The organism is Streptomyces sp. NBC_01481, assembly GCF_026339995.1.
In the GTDB taxonomy this organism is placed as follows: Bacteria; Actinomycetota; Actinomycetes; order Streptomycetales; family Streptomycetaceae; genus Streptomyces.
Window position 1 is genome coordinate 1208632 of the sequence record NZ_JAPEPT010000002.1, and the last position, 17740, is coordinate 1226371.

20 protein-coding genes and 3 pseudogenes are annotated in these 17740 nt (G+C 68.8%); 9 read left to right on the top strand and 14 right to left on the bottom strand.

The features are described from left to right. Nucleotides 1–52 precede the first annotated feature (52 nt). Entirely contained in the window at nucleotides 53–1171 is a 1119-nt protein-coding gene (serC, locus tag OOK40_RS16225) for a phosphoserine transaminase (RefSeq protein ID WP_266481419.1), read from the bottom strand. A gap of 99 nt (nucleotides 1172–1270) precedes the next feature. Continuing rightward, nucleotides 1271–1948 carry an ATP/GTP-binding protein gene (locus tag OOK40_RS16230; protein WP_266481421.1) on the bottom strand — a complete coding sequence of 226 codons (678 nt, stop codon included), beginning with the start codon at nucleotides 1946–1948 and terminating at the stop codon, nucleotides 1271–1273. Nucleotides 1949–2168: 220 nt separating this feature from the next. Here OOK40_RS16230 and OOK40_RS16235 point away from each other — a divergent pair, with 220 nt between their 5' ends. Then, nucleotides 2169–5048: an FAD-binding and (Fe-S)-binding domain-containing protein gene (locus OOK40_RS16235; RefSeq protein WP_266481423.1), complete on the top strand. Its 2880-nt coding sequence runs from the start codon at nucleotides 2169–2171 to the stop codon at nucleotides 5046–5048. Nucleotides 5049–5521: 473 nt separating this feature from the next. Further along, nucleotides 5522–5764, top strand: a complete 243-nt coding sequence (locus OOK40_RS16240) for a hypothetical protein (RefSeq protein ID WP_266481425.1) — start codon at nucleotides 5522–5524, stop codon at nucleotides 5762–5764. A 211-nt stretch (nucleotides 5765–5975) separates the two neighbouring features. Here OOK40_RS16240 and OOK40_RS16245 read toward each other — a convergent pair whose 3' ends face one another. Further along, the gene (locus OOK40_RS16245; RefSeq protein WP_266481427.1) at nucleotides 5976–6395 is read right to left on the bottom strand and encodes a pyridoxamine 5'-phosphate oxidase family protein; all 420 of its coding nucleotides are present in this window, start codon (nucleotides 6393–6395) and stop codon (nucleotides 5976–5978) included. Between the two features lie 106 nt (nucleotides 6396–6501). Here OOK40_RS16245 and OOK40_RS16250 point away from each other — a divergent pair, with 106 nt between their 5' ends. Continuing rightward, on the top strand, nucleotides 6502–6735 hold the full coding sequence (locus tag OOK40_RS16250) for a hypothetical protein (protein WP_266481429.1): 234 nt from the start codon (nucleotides 6502–6504) through the stop codon (nucleotides 6733–6735). Here OOK40_RS16250 and OOK40_RS16255 read toward each other — a convergent pair. Continuing rightward, nucleotides 6725–7489, bottom strand: a complete 765-nt coding sequence (locus OOK40_RS16255; RefSeq protein WP_266481804.1) for a hypothetical protein — start codon at nucleotides 7487–7489, stop codon at nucleotides 6725–6727. The two genes, OOK40_RS16250 and OOK40_RS16255, sit on opposite strands and share 11 nt — an antisense overlap. Nucleotides 7490–7613: 124 nt before the next feature. Continuing rightward, nucleotides 7614–7943: pseudogene (locus tag OOK40_RS16260) on the bottom strand (hypothetical protein); the annotation flags it as partial. A gap of 157 nt (nucleotides 7944–8100) precedes the next feature. Here OOK40_RS16260 and OOK40_RS16265 point away from each other — a divergent pair. From OOK40_RS16265 to OOK40_RS16280, 4 genes and pseudogenes are all read left to right on the top strand, one after another. Further along, complete coding sequence (locus tag OOK40_RS16265; RefSeq protein WP_266481432.1) at nucleotides 8101–8433, top strand: glyoxalase superfamily protein; 333 nt, start codon at nucleotides 8101–8103, stop codon at nucleotides 8431–8433. A gap of 114 nt (nucleotides 8434–8547) precedes the next feature. After that, a complete protein-coding gene (locus OOK40_RS16270; RefSeq protein ID WP_266481434.1) occupies nucleotides 8548–8883 on the top strand; it encodes a PadR family transcriptional regulator in 336 nt (111 codons plus the stop codon). After that, the gene (locus OOK40_RS16275) at nucleotides 8880–9908 is read left to right on the top strand and encodes a hypothetical protein (RefSeq protein WP_266481435.1); all 1029 of its coding nucleotides are present in this window, start codon (nucleotides 8880–8882) and stop codon (nucleotides 9906–9908) included. Before OOK40_RS16270 ends, OOK40_RS16275 begins: the two co-directional genes overlap by 4 nt. A 118-nt stretch (nucleotides 9909–10026) precedes the next feature. After that, nucleotides 10027–11176 (top strand): annotated as a pseudogene (locus tag OOK40_RS16280) (IS630 family transposase). Here the strand turns inward: OOK40_RS16280 and OOK40_RS16285 are convergent. After that, on the bottom strand, nucleotides 11173–12060 hold the full coding sequence (locus OOK40_RS16285) for an alpha/beta fold hydrolase (RefSeq protein WP_266481438.1): 888 nt from the start codon (nucleotides 12058–12060) through the stop codon (nucleotides 11173–11175). The pseudogene OOK40_RS16280 and the gene OOK40_RS16285 overlap by 4 nt on opposite strands. 89 nt (nucleotides 12061–12149) lie before the next feature. Here OOK40_RS16285 and OOK40_RS16290 point away from each other — a divergent pair, with 89 nt between their 5' ends. After that, entirely contained in the window at nucleotides 12150–12629 is a 480-nt protein-coding gene (locus OOK40_RS16290) for a MarR family winged helix-turn-helix transcriptional regulator (RefSeq protein ID WP_266481441.1), read from the top strand. A 97-nt stretch (nucleotides 12630–12726) separates the two neighbouring features. On the opposite strand, the pseudogene OOK40_RS16295 reads toward OOK40_RS16290, so the two are convergent. The 8 genes and pseudogenes from OOK40_RS16295 to OOK40_RS16330 all read right to left on the bottom strand — a co-directional run. Further along, a pseudogene (locus OOK40_RS16295) lies at nucleotides 12727–12930 on the bottom strand (helix-turn-helix domain-containing protein); the annotation flags it as partial. Nucleotides 12931–13009: 79 nt separating this feature from the next. Beyond that, the gene (locus tag OOK40_RS16300) at nucleotides 13010–13405 is read right to left on the bottom strand and encodes a hypothetical protein (RefSeq protein ID WP_266481443.1); all 396 of its coding nucleotides are present in this window, start codon (nucleotides 13403–13405) and stop codon (nucleotides 13010–13012) included. A gap of 65 nt (nucleotides 13406–13470) precedes the next feature. Then, nucleotides 13471–13704, bottom strand: coding sequence for a DUF397 domain-containing protein (locus tag OOK40_RS16305; protein ID WP_266481445.1), 234 nt, complete (start codon nucleotides 13702–13704; stop codon nucleotides 13471–13473). Nucleotides 13705–13799: 95 nt separating this feature from the next. Continuing rightward, nucleotides 13800–14105, bottom strand: coding sequence for a hypothetical protein (locus OOK40_RS16310; protein WP_266481447.1), 306 nt, complete (start codon nucleotides 14103–14105; stop codon nucleotides 13800–13802). A 32-nt stretch (nucleotides 14106–14137) separates the two neighbouring features. Beyond that, the gene (locus tag OOK40_RS16315) at nucleotides 14138–14968 is read right to left on the bottom strand and encodes a helix-turn-helix transcriptional regulator (RefSeq protein ID WP_266481449.1); all 831 of its coding nucleotides are present in this window, start codon (nucleotides 14966–14968) and stop codon (nucleotides 14138–14140) included. Then, nucleotides 14965–15489: a DUF6879 family protein gene (locus tag OOK40_RS16320; protein WP_266481451.1), complete on the bottom strand. Its 525-nt coding sequence runs from the start codon at nucleotides 15487–15489 to the stop codon at nucleotides 14965–14967. The genes OOK40_RS16315 and OOK40_RS16320 overlap by 4 nt, the downstream gene beginning before the upstream one ends. Then, a complete protein-coding gene (locus OOK40_RS16325) occupies nucleotides 15473–15664 on the bottom strand; it encodes a hypothetical protein (protein ID WP_266481453.1) in 192 nt (63 codons plus the stop codon). The genes OOK40_RS16320 and OOK40_RS16325 overlap by 17 nt, the downstream gene beginning before the upstream one ends. Nucleotides 15665–15797: 133 nt before the next feature. Continuing rightward, nucleotides 15798–16655, bottom strand: a complete 858-nt coding sequence (locus OOK40_RS16330) for a LysR family transcriptional regulator (protein ID WP_266481455.1) — start codon at nucleotides 16653–16655, stop codon at nucleotides 15798–15800. Between the two features lie 150 nt (nucleotides 16656–16805). Between OOK40_RS16330 and OOK40_RS16335 the strand changes: the two genes are divergently transcribed. Next, entirely contained in the window at nucleotides 16806–17696 is an 891-nt protein-coding gene (locus OOK40_RS16335; protein WP_266481786.1) for a DMT family transporter, read from the top strand. Nucleotides 17697–17740: the final 44 nt, after the last annotated feature.

Consider the following 17740-nt stretch of genomic DNA (forward strand, 5'->3'; position numbering starts at 1 on the left):
TCACGCCGCCGGGCCCGTCCCCGTACACCTCCGTAGCGCTACAGCTTCGGCGCTACAGCTTCTCGATCACGTAGTCGATGCACGCCGTCAGCGCCTCGACGTCCGCCGGGTCGATCGCCGGGAACATCGCCACCCGCAGCTGGTTGCGGCCCAGCTTGCGGTACGGCTCCGTGTCGACGATGCCGTTCGCACGCAGCGCCTTCGCGACGGCCGCCGCGTCGATGTCGTCCGTGAAGTCGATCGTGCCGATGACCTGCGAGCGCTTCGCCGGGTCGGCCACGAACGGGGTCGCGTACTTGGACGCCTCGGCCCATCCGTACAGCGTCCGCGAGCTCGTCGCCGTGCGGCCGACCGACCAGTCCAGGCCGCCCTGGCCGTTCAGCCACTTCAGCTGCTCGTTGAGCAGGAAGACCGTCGCCAGAGCGGGTGTGTTGTACGTCTGGTTCTTCAGGGAGTTGTCGATCGCCGTCGGCAGGCTGAAGAACTCCGGCACATGGCGGCCCGAGCCGTGGATACGCGCGGCGCGCTCCAGCGCGGCCGGGGAGAAGACCCCGATCCACAGGCCGCCGTCGGAGGCGAAGGACTTCTGCGGGGCGAAGTAGTAGACGTCCGACTCGGCGATGTCGACGGGAAGGCCGCCCGCGCCGGACGTGGCGTCGACCAGGACGAGTGCGCCCTCGTCGGCGCCAGACACGCGCTTGATGGGGGCAGCGACGCCGGTCGAGGTCTCGTTGTGGGTGAAGGCGTACACGTCGATGCCCGCCTCCGCCTCCGGGTCCGGGTGCGTGCCCGGGTCGGAAGTGATGACGGTCGGCTCGGCCAGCCACGGCGCGAGCTTCGCGGCCTTGGCGAACTTGGAGGAGAACTCGCCGAAGGACAGGTGCTGGGACTTGTTCTCGATCAGGCCGTGCGTCGCGATGTCCCAGAAAGCGGTCGAACCGCCGTTGCCCAGGATGACCTCGTAGCCATCGGGGAGCTGGAAGAGGTCGCGTACGCCGTCGCGCACCGCGCCGACCAGGTTCTTCACCGGGGCCTGGCGGTGGGACGTACCGAGGAGAGAGGTGCCGGTGGCGGCCAGGGCGTCCAGCGCCTCCGTACGCACCTTGGAGGGGCCCGCGCCGAAACGGCCGTCGGCGGGCTTGATGTCAGCGGGAATCTGGATCTCAGCCACGTTCCGGAGCGTATACCGGTCCCGGGCCGTGGTGGACACGCGGTCCGGCGGCTGAGACGGGCTCCCGGCCGCCTGACCTGCGCGTCGGGGGCTTGTGCGTCAGTCTTTCTCTCCTGGGGACAGCTCGTGCTCCCTTACGGACAGCTCGTGCAGATGCTCGACCAGCGCGAGCAGGACGAACTTGCTGGAGGAGTGGTCGCGGGCGTCGAACTCCACCAACGGCACCTCCGCCCCCAGCGCCAGCGCCTCGCGGATCTGCTCCTCGCTGTGCAGGGGCCCGCCGAAGTCGTTGACGGCGACGATGAAGGGCGTGCCGTGCTGCTCCAGGCGGTCCAGCGCGTACCAGGCGTCGGGCAGCGAGCGGGTGTCGACGAGGACGACCGCGCCGAGCGTTCCCTCGAAGAGGCGATCCCACAGAAACCCGAAGCGTTCCTGGCCGGGCGTGCCGAAGAGATACAGGATGCTGCGGTCGTCGATCGTGATGCGGCCGAAGTCGAAGGCGACGGTCGTGGAGCCCTTTGCGCGGACGCGGCGGATGTCGTCGGGGGCGGGGCCGGTGCGACGGGTGTCGTCGGGGCCGGGGCTGCCGGGGCGGGTGTCGGCGAGGCCCATGACCTCCTCCGTGTGCAGCGGACGGATCTCGCTGACGGAGCGGACCATCGTCGTCTTGCCGACCCCGTAACCGCCCACGACGACGATCTTCAGGGCGTTGACGGTCGTCCCGGCGCGCGCGGGGTGGAGCCGCGCCGGGGGGACCGACCGCGTGGCGGGGGTCATCGGTTCTGCGGGGTGCCGGTCATCGAGTGTTGCCTTCCGGGGTGGCGAGGGCGTAACTGGAGCCGCTTGTTCCCTGATCAAGTGGTGGTCACTATAGGAGAGTTGGCGATCGGACTGGGCAGTTCCTGGCGGGCTTTCCGCTCCCGCGACGGTACGCGGTGCCCGCAACCGGCAGGTTTCGTTCCGGTGTGATGTGAGCGACAGGGGCATCCTGAGACACATGGCTGAGCATCGAGGGGCAGTGCGGAGCCGGCGCGAGACGGGCGAACTGGCGCGGGCGCTCACGCGGGCGGTGGGCGGCGAGGTGGACTTCAGCGCGGCGGCCCGGGCCCTGATGACGATGGACGCCTCCAACTACCGGCGGGTGCCGGTCGGCGTCGTCGCGCCGCGCGACGCGGCGGACGTGGCCGCCGCCCTGGAGGTGTGCCGTACGCGCGGGGTGCCGGTGGTGCCGCGCGGCGCCGGTACATCCATCGCCGGGCAGGCCACCGGCATCGGCGTCGTCCTCGACTTCACCCGCCACATGAACGCCGTCGTCGCGATCGACGCCGAGGCGCGCACGGCGGTGGTGCAGCCCGGCGTCGTACTGGACACGCTGCGCGATGCCGTACGGCCCGACGGGCTCACCTTCGGGCCCGATCCCTCCACGCACAGCCGCTGCACGCTCGGCGGGATGATCGGCAACAACTCCTGCGGCGCGCACTCGGTGGCGTGGGGCACGACCGCCGACAACGTCCGCGCACTGTCGGTCGTGACGTACGGCGGGGCCGAGCTGCGTCTCGGCCAGGGCTGGGAAGGCGCTCACGCGGCTCCCGGCGCTCCGACGGGCTTGCGCGAGCTGGTCGACCGGAATCTCGCTCTCCTGCGGACCGGTTACCCCGACGGGCTGCCGCGCCGGATCTCCGGATACGCGCTGGATGCGCTGCTGCCCGAGAAGGGCGTCGACCTGGCGCGGTCGTTCTGCGGCAGCGAGGGCACGCTGGGGGTGCTGACGGAAGCATCCGTACGGCTCGTCGACGCGCCACGCGCGCGTGCGCTCGCCGTGCTCGGCTACCCGGACGAAAGCGCGGCGGCGGACGCGGCGGCCGGGCTGCTGACGCACCGGCCGCTGACCGTCGAGGGGATGGCCGAGGATCTGGTGCGCGGCGAGCGGGGGCTGCCGCGCGGCGAGGCCTGGCTGTTCGTGGAGACGGGCGGCGGCACGGCGGCCGAGGCGCGGTCCCGCGCCGATGACATCGTGCGGGCGGCCGACGCGCTGGACGGCACGGTCGTGGACGACCCGGCCGGAATGCGGGCGCTGTGGCGGGTCCGCGAGGACGCGGCGGGCACCGCGACCCGCACCGCCGACGGGGCCGAGGCCTGGCCGGGCTGGGAGGACTGCGCGGTGCCGCCCGCGCGGCTCGGCGCGTATCTGCGGGACTTCCGCGCCCTGCTCACGGCGCACGGTCTGCGCGGCACGCCGTACGGGCACTTCGGTGACGGCTGCATCCATGTCCGTATCGACTTCGACCTGATGAGCGACGACGGTGTGCGGGCCTTCCGGCGCTTCTCGCAGGAGGTGGCGGACCTGGTCGTCGCGCACGGTGGCTCGCTGTCGGGCGAGCACGGCGACGGCCAGGCGCGTGCGGAGCTGCTGCCGAAGATGTACGGCGACGAACTGGTCGCCCTCTTCGGCCGGGTCAAGGACGTCTGGGACCCGGCGGGCGGCATGAACCCGGGCATGCTGGCCCGGCCTTCGCGGCTGGACGCGAACCTCCGCTTCTCCGTCCTGCCGCGCGAACGCGTCGAGGTGGCCTTCGGCTATCCGCACGACGGCGGGGACGGCGGGGACTTCTCGGCGGCGGTACGGCGGTGCGTGGGCGTCGCCAAGTGCCGGGTGACGGGGCCGAGTTCGGGGCCGGACGTGATGTGCCCCTCCTTCCGCGCGACGGGCGAGGAGCAGCACTCCACGCGAGGACGGGCGCGGCTGCTGCACGAGATGCTCGCGGGCGAGGTGGTCCACGGCCGCTGGCGCTCGCACGAGGTGCGGGACGCGCTCGACCTGTGTCTGTCCTGCAAGGGGTGCCGAAGCGACTGTCCGGTGGGCGTCGACATGGCCACGTACAAGGCGGAATTCCTGCACCACCACTACGCGCACCGGGTGCGGCCCGCCTCGCACTACGCGATGGGCCGACTGCCTCAGTGGCTGCGGGCGGCCGCGCCGTACGCGCGGCTGGTCAACGCGGTGGCGCGGGTGCGCCCGCTGGCGGCGCTCGCGAAGCGCCTCGGAGGCATCGCCCCCGAACGTGCCCTTCCGCTGCTGGCGCCGCAGACCTTCCGCAGCTGGCTGCGGGACCACCTGGCCACCCGTACGGAGGTCCTCACCCGCAGCCGCACGGCGGTGCTGTGGCCGGACACCTTCACCGACCACCTCTCGCCGTCCGTGGGCCGGGCGGCCGTGAAGGTCATGGAGTCGGCGGGCATCGGCATCGCCCTGCCGCCGGGCCGGGTCTGCTGCGGCCTGACGTATGTCTCGACGGGCCAGCTCGACCGGGCCCGGGCCGTCATGCGCAGGACCCTGGACACGGTGGAGCCCCTGCTCGACCTGGGCGTCCCGGTGGTGGTCCTGGAGCCGAGCTGCGCGGCGGCCCTCAAGACGGACCTGCCGGAACTCCTGACCGACGACCCGCGGGCGGCCCGCCTCGCGGCCTCGGTCCGCACCTTCGCCCAGGCCCTGGAGGAATGCGCCCCGGACTGGGAGCCGCCCCGCCTGAACCGCCCGGTCGCGGGCCAGACCCACTGCCACCAGCACGCGGTCCTGGGCGACAAGGCGGACCGCCGCCTGCGCGAACGGGCCGGCCTGGAGGGCGAGTTGAGCGGCGGCTGCTGCGGCCTCGCGGGCAACTTCGGCTTCGAGAAGGGCCACTACGAGGTATCGGTCGCCTGCGCGGAGGACCAACTGCTCCCGTCGGTGCGGGCGGCGGGACAGTCCACGGAAATCCTGGCGGACGGCTTCTCGTGCCGTACGCAGCTGGAACACCTGGAGGGGCGGAGGGGGAGGCACCTGGCGGAGGTGCTGGCGGAGGGTTTGGGCGGCGACGCACCAAGAAAGCCTCAGTAATCGTGAAGGACAGAGAGCGCTGCTGCTTGCGGGTGAGCGAGACCCGGATCCATGCCAGCCTCCACTCCTGCTCACCCGGCTCATGCCGGGGCCAGACATGAGCTCGTGCGGTGTCGTCGGCCACACCTCATTCTCGAATGTATGTTCCCATCTGGGTAAACGTCACCATCCGTCGCGAAGTAACGGAAAATCGCTGACCGCGGGAACGGGGCGGCCCGTCAGCGGGCTCTCGGCCCCGGCCGGCGGGGAACTGCCAAGCGGCGTGACAGGCGGCCCAGCGTGATGTGGCCGAAACTGAAAACACGTAGACCTCGAGACGAGGTCTGATCGCGATTTCAAGATCTTCATGGGCTTCCCAGCGCCTGTCGGTCAGCGTCGCCCGGTTCTGCCAAGCCTGACGAGCCCCGACGTCGATGGGCCTTCGGCCCTGTCCCATAGGTTCAGAGAAGAGATGAGGAGCCATGCTCATTGGAGTGACTCACACCGTTAAAGATCCAGCGAAGTTCTTTCCACTTGCCAAAGAAACGGCCGAAAATCTCCCGGCCGGCCTGACGGTCCACCAGGTACTGCCCGCTGCGGACGGGACGCGGGCCCACTGCCTGTGGGAGGCACCGTCAGTCGACGATGTGCGCAATCTCATCGATCCTCCGACAGTCGGCATCTCCGTCAACGAGTACTTCGAGGTCAACTCTGACGAAGCCATAGGACTCCCGTGACCCATCGCTGAGAGCCGGACCGCAGAAGCCGCGCAGCCGGGCAGTCACCCGAGTGGGTGAAAGCCCGGCCGCGCGAGAATCAAGCCGTGCCGCTACCGGCAAGATGCGCTGCGGTCTCAGCGACTGCCCGCCTCGTCCTCGAAGACGGCCCGGGCCCCGTGCGAGCCGCCGCCAAGCCCGCTCTCACCGCGGCGCCCTGACGGTTGCCCGGTTATGACATGGGCAGTTCGGCGATATGGGGCGGGTCCTGGGTGAAGTCGCTGTACCGCACCCAGGCCGGCCGTACCCGCACATGGGTGATTCCGGGCCAGGACAGCCGGTCCCGGCCGTCGGGATACACGGAGAAGTAGCACGCCTGAATGCGCTCGAGCTCGGCGCCGGTGGGGAAGTCGGCGACGCCCTCGATCTGCGCGGTGATCGCGTCGTCCCAGCCGATCACGAGCGCGATGCGGGGGTCGGCGCGCAGGTTGAGCCACTTGCGCGTCGTCTCGACGGTGTCGAAGACGATCTCGAGGTCGTCACTGACCGCAAACCCGACGACGGCGGCCTGGGGCGCGCCGTCCGGGGTCACTGTCGACTGGACGGCGAGCTTGTACCTGCGGAGGAACCAAATCAGCTCGTCGCGGTTCATGAGCCCTCTCTACCACGGGCGCGGCGGCGCGGCGCGCGGTGCGGGTGGCTGGGCAGGCCCGGCAGGGCCAATGGGCGTCGTGCGGGAGATCGACGGGAGGTGTGCCATGCCGATGACGGAGGGAACGGTCCCGTTCCGCGGGTACTTCACCTGCGACCAGATGGTGGGCCCGCACCCGGCGCCCGGCGGGAAAGCGCCCCTCATCGTCGTCCGCGGGGGCCGGGCGGGCGCGGAGTGGGTGGTCTTCGAGGACAGCGCCCATCTGGCGAAGGTTGAGGAGCCGGATCGCTATCGGGAGGCCCTGGACACGTTCCTCAGCCGGATGGAACCTAGGAGTTGATCAGGCTCAGCAACCGCTGCGTGGCCTCGAATCCGGTACCGGCCGTCTGCAGGAACCGCTGGATCCGTCCCACCGCCTGATCGCGAGCCTGCTCGTCGCCGTCGGCCAGCGCCGCGTCGAGGACATCCGCATGGCTTGCGGCGACATCGGCCTGCTCCTGCGGAGCGCGGTCGGCCTCATTCCTCAGTTGCTGTGCCAACTCCTGGTAGCTGACCCGGCCTTGCTCGCTGTGGGACTGATAGGTGGTGGAGGTCGCCCCGGGGCTGTTGAAATTCCCCGAGATGTGATTGTCGCCGGAACTGGACGTCTGATGGATGGTGACACCAGAAGGCGCGTGCCTGCGGCCGTAGTTCGCCACGTTCTCTCTGACTCCCACTGCGGTGGCCCGGTAGCGGCCGGGGTTGAACGGATGATGGTCGGTCACCTGCTGACGGGCGAGCCCCAGGTCCTCCAGCCTGCCCATGATGTGATGCACATCCGCGGGATTCCAGGCCATCTGCCGGAAGTAGCCGGACATGTCGACGAACACGTCAGGAACACTCCCGCTCGTGCTGCAGAGGTGGTCCAGGGCGCCCAGCGCGAGCCTGTCCGTTTCCCCCTCCGACGTCGACCGGGCAGGCAGGGCATTCCTGAACTCGATCTCCCTGTGGGCCCGTCCTCGCGATGCTGTTCCGCGGCGGACGATGATGGCGATCACCGGCAAGGACAAGATCACGGCTAAGGGCAGAAGGGTGACAAGGCTGACGAAGTTCACGCGGGGGTCCTCCTGTGCCGGGCGCTGCTCGGAGCGTAGAGCTGGGTCGCCTGCGTGAACAAGGGCCCGAGGGAGCTGGCTGCCGAGGCAGCGGAGGTCGTGCGCGCGGCGCGGTTCGGTGAGCGGTCACCAGAGCCAGGGACAGGAAGACGGGGCGTTCGAGGTAGTAGCCGAGGGAGAGATCCCCGCCCCAACCGAGGTGCTCAGTAGCGGAGTTGAGCAGGGTGGTCAGGCGGCCGCTGTCACGGTCTGTCCCCACTCGGCGAGGCGCTCACCGAGCCGAGGCCGCAGCCTCCTTGGGCTCCTGCCACGTGCCTTGGATTGAGGACGCGGACTTCATGAGCCAGTGCGCCGTCTCCATGGGCGGCAGGTCGGAGGCGTACGAGGCGCGGCGTAGGCCCTCCTGGTCGAATCGCTGTTTCGGGCCGGTCCAGAGGTAGCCGTGGTGGTGCAACTGTCACCTCGTTCGGGGCCGCTCGCACGACCGCGCCGTGGTTGCCGTACTAGTTCCAAGGATGCAGTCGGATGTCCTCTTCGAGGGCGACGTTCCCTGCCTGTGGGCCCGGAAGCATGAAGAGCCGAACGGGAAGAACTTCAGGAAGACGGGTCGCATGAACGAGGAAGTCATTCCAATCCTTCACGTCCGGGATGCCACCGCTGCGGTCGCGTGGTACGGCCGTCTGGGCTTCGCCAAGCAGTGGGAGCATCGCTTCGAGCCGGGGTTTCCCGCGTTCGTCGAGATCACCCGTGGCCGGGTGCGGCTGTTCTTGTCGGAGCACAAGGACGACGCCCGCCCCGACACTCTGGTGTACCTCCGCGTCCGTGATGTCGACGCCGTCGCCGCCGAATTCGGCGCACAGGCGAAGGACGCCCCGTGGGCGCGCGAGATCGAGCTGCGTGACCCTGACGGCAATCGGCTGCGGGTAGGCACGCCGACGGAATGACCTGTGGAAGACCCCGTCACTCCCGACCGCCCGCATCCTGTGAGATGGCCGTCTTCTTGTTCCTGGACTTGCGATTCTCGAACTGGTCGAGACTTCGAGAAGGGGCTGGTCCTCATGGCCGGACCTCACCCGGCGTGGGTGCGCGCATGCCTGCAGCTCTGCCTGCTGGGCGTCTTGGAAGCCGAAGGGCCCAGCTACGGCTACGCGTTGCTGACCCGCCTGTCGTCGGCCGGCCTCGGCAACGTGAAGCCCGCCACGCTCTACCCCGCGCTTGCCCGCCTGGCGGAGGAAGGCGCCGTCGAGGTGCAGTGGGCGGCCGGAGAGGCCGGGCCGGGGCGCAAGTACTACCTCATCACCGCAGAGGGCCGAAGGCGCCTTGAGGATCAGCGCACGGCCTGGAAGGACTTCAGCACCACAGTGACGGCGCTTACGGGAGGGGAAGGACTGTGACGGCGAACACAAGCATCAAGTGGACCCGAGAGGAGGACGAGAGGTGGGCTGCCGCCTTCGAACGCGAACTGGTTCTGAAGCACAACCCCCAGAAGGGGCTGGCGGACCAGGCTCTCTCCGAGGTCCACGAGACGGTGACCGAGACCGGCAGGTCGGCGCGGGACCTGTTCGACGACCCCCGGCAGTACGCAGCCTCGGTTGCGGCCGAACGCATCGACGAGGCGCACACAAGCAGGGTGGACCTGGCGGGCACGACGGCTGGTGAGCGGTTCACCGCCGGGCTCGCGGTGGCCGGGTTCAATGGAGTCCTGCTGAGCGCGAGCCTCTGGGTCCGCAACGGGATACGGGCCGATGTGTCGTGGGCGACGCTGACAGGCGTCGGAGCGCTCGCCGCAGCCACCGTGGTCGCCTGTGTCGCGCTCGCTCTGCGCACCGCGGGCCGCATGGCGGCCATGCGGGCGTGTCTCGGAGCGTTCGCAGTGACGTTGGTGGGCGGGATCGCCGCCGCTTCCCTGCTGCCCCATCACGCCCTGTTCTCGCTGCCCGCGCCAGTACTGCTCGCGGCATCGGCAGCGGTGATGGTGGGCGCGCACCGCCTGCCCGACAGGACAGCAGACAGGTGGTTCGCCCCGGCCCGGGGTGGGGGCAGCGAGGCGTGGCTCCGGCGCCTGGACGGGCTGCTGCGTGGACGTCATGGCATGTCGGCGGCGGATGCGCGGGGACATGTGGCCGAAGCCCGCTCTCACCTGGCCGCGGCACCGGAGCCGACGGCCCAGGGGGAATTCGGTGATGTGGAGATCTACGCATCCCGATTGGCCGACGGGCCGGGCCGCAAGCGGCGGGCCCAGCGGCGACGGGTCCTCGCGGTCGGGCTCCTCGCCGTGCTGGTCGTCGTGGCGTGGAGCCACGCGCTACGCAGTCAAGGCGTGGCCTCGTACCGCTTCTGGGTCCCTCTGGTGCTTCTGGCGGCGTGTGCGGCCGACATCGTGCAGGTGTGGAGGGACGGCCGGCGCCAGAAGCGCTGAGGGACAGCAGCGGAAGCGCCGGGGGCCCAGCGCGGCTAGTGCTGTGACCGCATAGGTTCGCCGGGTTGGTGGTGGCGGTTGGATGTGCGGTGACGTCGATCCAACTGCTGGAGGCGCGGTGGCCGAGCCTGTCCGTGTGCGCAGACTGACTGACCAGGAAGGGCAGAAGCTGCAGCAGATCGTGCGCCGGGGCAGCACCAGTTCGGTGCGCTACCGGCGGGCGATGATGCTGCTGGCCTCGGCCGGCGGGAACCGGGTGCCGGTGATCGCCCAGTTGGTGCAGGCCGACGAGGACACTGTCCGGGATGTGATCCACCGGTTCAACCAGATCGGCCTGGCCTGTCTGGACCCTCAATGGGCGGGAGGCCGTCCCCGCCAACTCAGCCCTGATGACGAGGACTTCGTCATCCAGACGGCCACCACCCGCCCCGCCACGCTCGGCCAGCCCTTCACCCGCTGGTCGCTGCGCAAACTCGTCGCCTATCTGCGGAAAGTCCACGGCCGGATCATCCGCATCGGCCGTGAGACCTTACGCAGCCTGCTCGCCCGCCGCGGCGTCACCTTCCAGCGCACCAAGACATGGAAGGAATCACCCGACCCGGACGGCGAGGCGGAGCTGGACCGGATCGAGGAGGTCCTGGACCGCTTTTCCGACCGCGTGTTCGCCTTCGATGAGTTCGGCCCGCTCGGAATCCGGCCCACCGCAGGCTCGGGCTGGGCCGAACGGAGACATCCCGACCGGGTGCCGGCCACTTACCACCGCACTCACGGAGTGCGCTACTTCCACGGCTGCTATTCGGTCGGTGACGACCGGCTGTGGGGCGTCAACCAGCGCAGGAAGGGTGCCGCGAACACGCTGGCCGCGCTGAAGTCCATCCGTGCCGCCCGGCCCGATGGCGCACCGATCTATGCCATCTTGGACAACCTGTCCGCCCACAAAGGCGCCGACATCCGCCGCTGGGCGAAGAAGCACAAGGTCGAGTTGTGCTTCACCCCGACCTACGCCTCGTGGGCGAACCCGATCGAGGCGCACTTCGGACCGCTGAGGCAGTTCACCATCGCCAACTCGAACTATCCCAACCACACCGTGCAGACCCGGGCCCTGCACGCCTACCTGCGCTGGCGCAAACGCCAACGCCCGCCACCGCGACGTTCTGGCCGCCGAACGCAAGGAGCGCGCCCGCATCCGCAGCGAAAAGGGCATCCGCTGGGGTGGACGCCCCGTCGTCACTGACACGATCGGCGAACCGGTGCGGTCAGAACACTAAAGGGCGTCGATGTTCCCGATGAATTCGAGAATGGCCTTGGCCAACTCCGCAGGGGCCTCCATCGCGGCATAGTGACCCACACCGTCGAGTGACACCGAGCTCACTTCGGTTGCTGCCGCCTGGGACATGGTGTCAGCTGTGAAGGGACCTCCGCCCGCGCCGACCGCGAGTACGGGCACAGTCAGGCCGTGCGTGTCGGCAAGAGCCTTGATCTCGGGCCCCTCCCTCAGCATCGACTGGTAGAGGCCGATCGCTCCGCGCCAGCCGTTGGGGCGCGAGTAGGTGCGGGCGAACTCCTCGATGTCGGTGTCGGTAATGGCTCCTGGGGTCGCGTTCATGGCGGGGAATGCGAACTCTCCCAGAAATTCCCGCTCGCGGCCGGCCAGGAGCATCTCGGGGATGCCGGGTGCGGCGAGGACACCGATGTGCCAGGCGCCGCCGTGGGTGATGTCGGCCAGTATTTCGAGGCCGAATCCGGGCAGGCCCATCTCGATGGCGGTGAGACTACGTACGTCCTGCGGGTGGGTGGCCGCCAGGCGGAAGACGGTCGCTCCGCTGATGTCCTGACCGGTCAGGTGGACCGGGCCGACATCGAGCTGTTCGATGAGAAGGTGCAGGTCCTCGGCCGAGGTCTTGCTGTCGTACTCACCCGGCCCGTTGTCGGAGTCCCCGAAGCCGCGCAGGTCGACGGCGAAGACCCGGTGGCTCTCCGCTAGGAGCGGGATGATCTTGTGGAAGGTCCACCAGCTCTCGGGAAACCCGTGGACCAGAAGGACTGGCGATCCACTGGTTCCCGCCGCTGCGTAGTGCAACTGAGTTCCGTTGACCTCAGTGAGGTGGTGGGAGATACCCGCAAGCGTGGGACCCGGAAGTGTGGCGTTCATCATTCTCCTCAATTCGACAACCTTGTTGCCTAAGACAGTAGGCAACAAGGTTGTCGATGTCTACTCCGTGGTCGCCGTAGTCTTCTTCCATGTCACGATCTGGCGCTGATCTCGCACTGCTCCTGCTCGGAGGTTTTCGCTCGCTGGTGGACGCCGCGACCGCCGAGCTTGCGCGCCGCGGCTACGAGGACGTGCGTCCTGTCCATGACTTCGCCATGCGAGCCATCGCCGCCGGCGCGGACAACGCTTCAGAACTCGGGCGGCGCCTGTCGGTCTCCAAGCAGGCGGCAGCGAAAACCATCACGGTGCTGCAAGAGCGCGGATACGTGGCACGAGACACGGACCCTCTCGACGCCCGCCGCAAGCGCCTGCACGTCACCCCCCTCGGCTACGAAGTGCTGCGACAAGGCGAATCGATCTTCGACGAGTTGCGCAATCAATGGAAACAGCAGATCGGTTCCAACGAGCTCACGAGCCTCGAGGCGCACCTGGCGGACCTGGTTGGCGCTCAGCCGGTGCGCCTTGACGCACCGGGCTGGATCGTTAAGGACCTCGGCGAGCCGGTCTGACACTCGTCCCGCCGCGGGCGCTGCCTGCGCTGAGGTATCCATCCCTCCGATCACGGACGCATGGTCTTGGCGTTCGCGGTAGTGGTGGTCCCGTGGGCACCTGGCGGGGACGGCCTCCCGCCCATTGAGGGTCCAGACAGGCCAGGCCGATCTGGTTGAACCGGTGGATCACATCCCGGACGGTGTCCTCGTCGGCCTGCACCAACTGGGCGATCACCGGCACCCGGTTCCCGTCGGCCGAGGCCAGCAGCTTCTGCCCTTCCTGGTCAGTCAGTCTGCGCACCCGGACAGGCTCGGCCACCGCGCCTCCAGCAGTTGGATCGACGTCACCGCACATCCAACCGCCACCACCAACCCGGCGAACCTATGCGGTCACAGCACTAGCTGCGGGGGCAGCAGTGATCGGGCATGACGCGGTTGGGGGAGCAGGTCACCAGAGCCAGGGACAGGAACACGGGGCGTTCGAGGTAGTAGCCGAGGGACAGATCCCCGCCCCAACCGAGGCGGTCAGCAGCGGAGTTGAAGAGGGCGGTCAGGCGGTCGCTGTCGCGATCGGTCCGGGACGCGAAACGGGGTTCGTACTCGGCGAGGCGCTCACAGAGCCAGGCGGCGGCCTCCTTCGGTTCCTGCCACGTGCCCTGGATCGAGGACGCGGGCTTCATGAGCCAGTGCGCCGTCTCCATGGGCGGCAGGTCGGAGGCGTACGAGGCGCGGCGCAGGCCTTCCTGGTCGAATCGCTGCTTTGGGCCGGTCCAGAGGTAGCCGTGGATGTGCAACTGTCACCTCGTTCGGTGCGGTTGGAGGCCCCGGCCCCCGGGGGAAAGGGGGCCGGGGCGGCTCGCTAGGCCGAGAGTCCGAAGCGCTCGGGGTCGATCCCGGCGGCGTCCAGCTCGGCCGTGGTGAACCGGAGCGGCTGAAGGCCCGGTTGCTTGCTGTCACCCAGGGCCCAGGCGTCCGCGCCGATGCGGGCGAGGGTGACGCAGGACTCGCCGTCGGGGTGGGTGTTGCCGCCGCAGGCCTTGGCGAACGCGGCGCGGTCGATGGGGAGTGCGTACAGGTCGGTTCCGGTCTGCATGGGTATGCCTTCCTGATCGTCCGACGGCCACAGGGCATGGCCGTCCCCCGCCCTTGGTCGGGCGGAAGTTCATGGGGGTGTGAGGGGCGGCCGCCTCAGGGGGAGTGGGGGAGCTTGGACACGACCGTGACGCCGTGGCCCTGGGCAATGACGTGGGCGTGGAGCAGCGCCTGCAGGTTCGACGGCGGGTCGCCGATGGCGTTGGTCAGCCGCTCGTTCAGCAATTCGGCTTCCGAGGGGAGCAGGACCATTTCCGTGTCCGCCGCATGCCGACCGTTCTTCGTCAGCCAGATGGGAATGCGGACGTTCCCGTCTTCGTCCTTGTAGGCGGGGCGACTTGGAATGGGGTCGATGCGCCAACCCTTAGGAATTGGCTGCTGGTTGGGCGTCTGTCGCGGCATGGGTCCATCGTGGGGCCAGTACGGACACCGCTCTAGTCTGTTTCCTGTTCCTGCAAGAATCCGTCCCGGATGCCCTCGACCATGCTCCGCATTCCATCGCCGGACAGTGCCACCTGCTCGAAACCCTTGTATTTCTGTACGTAGAGAGCCACGTCCCTCGGGTCGGTAACGACCACCTCGGCGTGAATGGTCTCTACGGTGACCATCCGGTCATCCCGGATCACAAAGGCGTGATTGGCAATGTCGCGCTGCCGCGCTCCCAGGGGAACTACGCGGATGTCCACGTGCGGGAGCCTGGAGACGGATACGATCCGGTCCAGCTGTGCGGCCATCATCTGCGCTGAGATAATCCGCCATCGGAGAACAGGTTCTGTGACAATGAACTGAAGAGTCTTTGTGTTGTCGTAAAGAACTGCCTGTCGTTCAAGTCTTCCGCCGAGAGTGCGGGTCAGGGATTCCTCGCTCAGATCGTGCCGTTGCAGAACCGCCCTGATGTACTCCGGCGTCTGCAGGAGCCCTGGAACCAGCGCCGGTTGGAACAGTCGCAACACCGACATCTGGGCCTCAAGAGCCTTTGCGGCTTGCTGGCCCTTGTGAATCCCGGCGCGCTTCAACAGCCGCCATGCTGTCGTCTCGGTGGCTGCAGTGCGTGCTGCTTCGGTGTACTCCGTCTTTATCTCGTCCGACACGCCAATGGCAGTCAGGACACGTTCTACATCGGTTGTGCTCGGCTGCAGTTTTGCGTTCTCAATCTTGGACAGCTTGGACGGAGACATGAGGGCGCTGCGGGCGACTGCTTTGGCTTCCTTTCCGGATGCCTCTCGCAGTGCCCGCAGGGCGGCTCCAAGCTGCGCTCTATTCACTCCCCGTACTTGGCCCACCAGTCAGTGAATGGCTCCGAATGAGCCAGCGCCGTCTCTCGGTACTCGGCGAACTCGTGTGCCCGCCCTGTGCCGACGACTTCTGCGCCGAGGAACGCCCCGGCCTCGTCATATCCCAGTATCGCTGTGTCCGTCGAATCGAAGAGCCAGAAGTCGGGGACACCGTCAAGAGGGTTCGACTGCTCGGTAGTGTCGAGGATGAAGAACTCCTCACCTCCGCTCATGTTCTTCCGGTAGCCCCAGCCGAGCTCAAAGCGAAGATAGGGAGTCAGCGGGCGGGACAGGACATGTACGCGATACACGCGCTTACCCTTGCTTACGTGCGACTGAAGCTCGGCCACCCATTCCGCGTTGTAGGCCTCGGGCTGCGGCTCACCTGCCAGGAATGACTGGTAGGCGACGACGTTTCCGGACTTGCCGTAGTCGTCCAGAGTCTCCAGTCGGAACGCTTCGCGCTCGAAGTTGTCGAACAGTTCCGCGAACGTCTTAGATGAGCTGCTCACGAATCGCCTTCCGAATCAGTTCCATCGGAATCTCGACGAGGGTCTCATGCGCGGGAATGCGCAGCCCGTGGTCGGCGGGCGTTTCCCCTTGTACCAGCAGCGTGTCCCGGTCGGTGGCGTACAACGTCGGACAGTCCTTGAGTTCGCACGTGCTGATCAGCTTGGAGACCTTCATCGTCCGGGTTCCCCTCTTCCCTGCTGACAGTGCCGCATGTCCTGCTCGATGCTCCCGAGGTGGAGAGCCAAGGGTCAAGGGATCACAGTTGAGGGAACGGGAAACCGGGACCGTGTCACCCACGTGGGGCAGCTCACTGCGCCGCGGCCACCTCCCGCGCCAGTGCCCCCAGTTGCCCGATCCCCGGGTGCCCCGCCCCCGCCCGCCAAGCCAGCACCACCTGCGCCGGTGGCGCGTCCGACAGGGGGCGGTAGGCGACTCCCGGGTGCGGGTGCATCGCGGCGGTGGAGGACACCGAGACTCCCGTGCCCCGGCCCGCCGCGATGGCCGTCAGCCAGTCGTCCGTGTTGCCGACCGTGAGCGTCGTCGTGGGGCGGGCCGACGGGGGCCAGAGGTCCAGGGTGGTCAGGCCCGAGACCGTGTTCAGGATGACCGGGCCCGCTGTCAGGTCCGCCAGCGTCAGGGTGGCGCGGGCGGCCAGGGGGCCGTCCGAGGTGACCGCCGCGATGCGGGGTTCCGTGAACAGCAGCTCGGTGACCAGGCCGGGGGTGTCCACCGGGCCGCGCAGGACCGCCGCGTCGACCTCGCCGCGGGTCAGGCCCGCCGTGCGGTCGTCGATGCGGAGGAGTTCGAGGGGGGTGTCGGGGTGTTCCCGTTCCCAGCGGCGCAGCAGGGGAGTGGTGTACGGGCCGAGGGCCGACCAGGCGTAGCCCAGCCGCAGGGGCCAGTGACGCAGGCGGGCCGGGTCGAGGGCCTCGTCGAAGGCGGCGACCGCGGCCGCGGCCTTGTCGCGGAAGACGTGGCCCTGCGCGGTCAGGGCGAGATGGTGGGTGGAGCGGTCCACCAGCCGGGTGCCGAGGTGTTTTTCCAGCGCAGCGAGCGTGCGGGAGACGGCCGGCTGTGTCAGGTGCAGCCTGGCTGCCGCCCTGGTCACGCTGGATTCCTCGGCGATGGCGAGAAAGCAGCGGAGATGGCGCAGCTCGATGCTCATGCGTGTGGAGCATAACCGCAGCCCAGTCCGCATTTCACCCTTCGTGCGCCGACCCGTAGCTTGGAGGGGGTCAGATATCAGCCTGGGAGGTGTGCGGTGGACGAGACCCGTGCCGTGGTCGTCGCCAATGAGCCGGAAGCCGCTGCCGCACTGGAGGCGGGCGCTCCCGCAGCCGGCTCCCGCCGCGCCCTCGCACCCGTGGCGCTCGTCGTCGCAGGTGCGCTGTCGGTGCAGTTCGGCGCCGCCATCGCGGTGCTGCTGATGCCGCGCGCAGGTGCCCTCGGTGTCGTGACGCTGCGGCTCGTTCTCGCCGCCCTCGTGCTGCTGGTGGTCTGCCGGCCCAGGCTTCGCGGGCACTCGCGCGCCGACTGGCGCACGGTCGTCGCCTTCGGTGCCGTCATGGCCGCGATGAACGTGCTCTTCTACCAGGCCGCCGACCGTATCCCGCTCGGCGCGGCCGTCACCTTCGAGGTGCTGGGCCCGCTCGTGCTCTCGGTGATCGTGTCGCGGCGGCTGGTCAATCTCGTCTGGGCGGGCCTCGCGCTCGGCGGTGTGCTCCTGCTCAGCGGCGGCGGTTTCGACCGGCTTGACCCCGTGGGCGCGGCCTTCGCGCTCTCGGCGGGCGCGATGTGGGCGGCGTACATCGTCTTCAGCGCCCGTACCGGGCGGCGCTTCCCGCAGGCGGACGGGCTCGCGCTGGCGATGGCGGTCGGGGCGGTGCTGAGCCTGCCGCTGGGGCTCGCGGAGTCCGGGTCCAAGCTGATCGTGCCCTCCACGCTCGGGCTGGGGCTCGCCGTCGCGCTGATGTCGTCCGTCCTCCCGTACACCCTTGAGTTGCTCGCGCTGCGCCGGCTGCCCGCGCCGACCTTCGCGGTGCTGATGAGCCTGGAGCCGGCGATCGCGGCGACAGCCGGGTTCCTCGTACTGCATCAAGCCCTTTCCGCGGTCGACGCGTTGGCGATAGCGCTGGTCATCGCGGCGAGCATGGGCGCGGTGCGCACTCAGGTGGCCGGAAAGCCCTCGGGAGACCTCAAAAAGTAAAGCAAGCATGCTTGCTTGTTTTCTCTCGCGCTGCCATGCTCCGG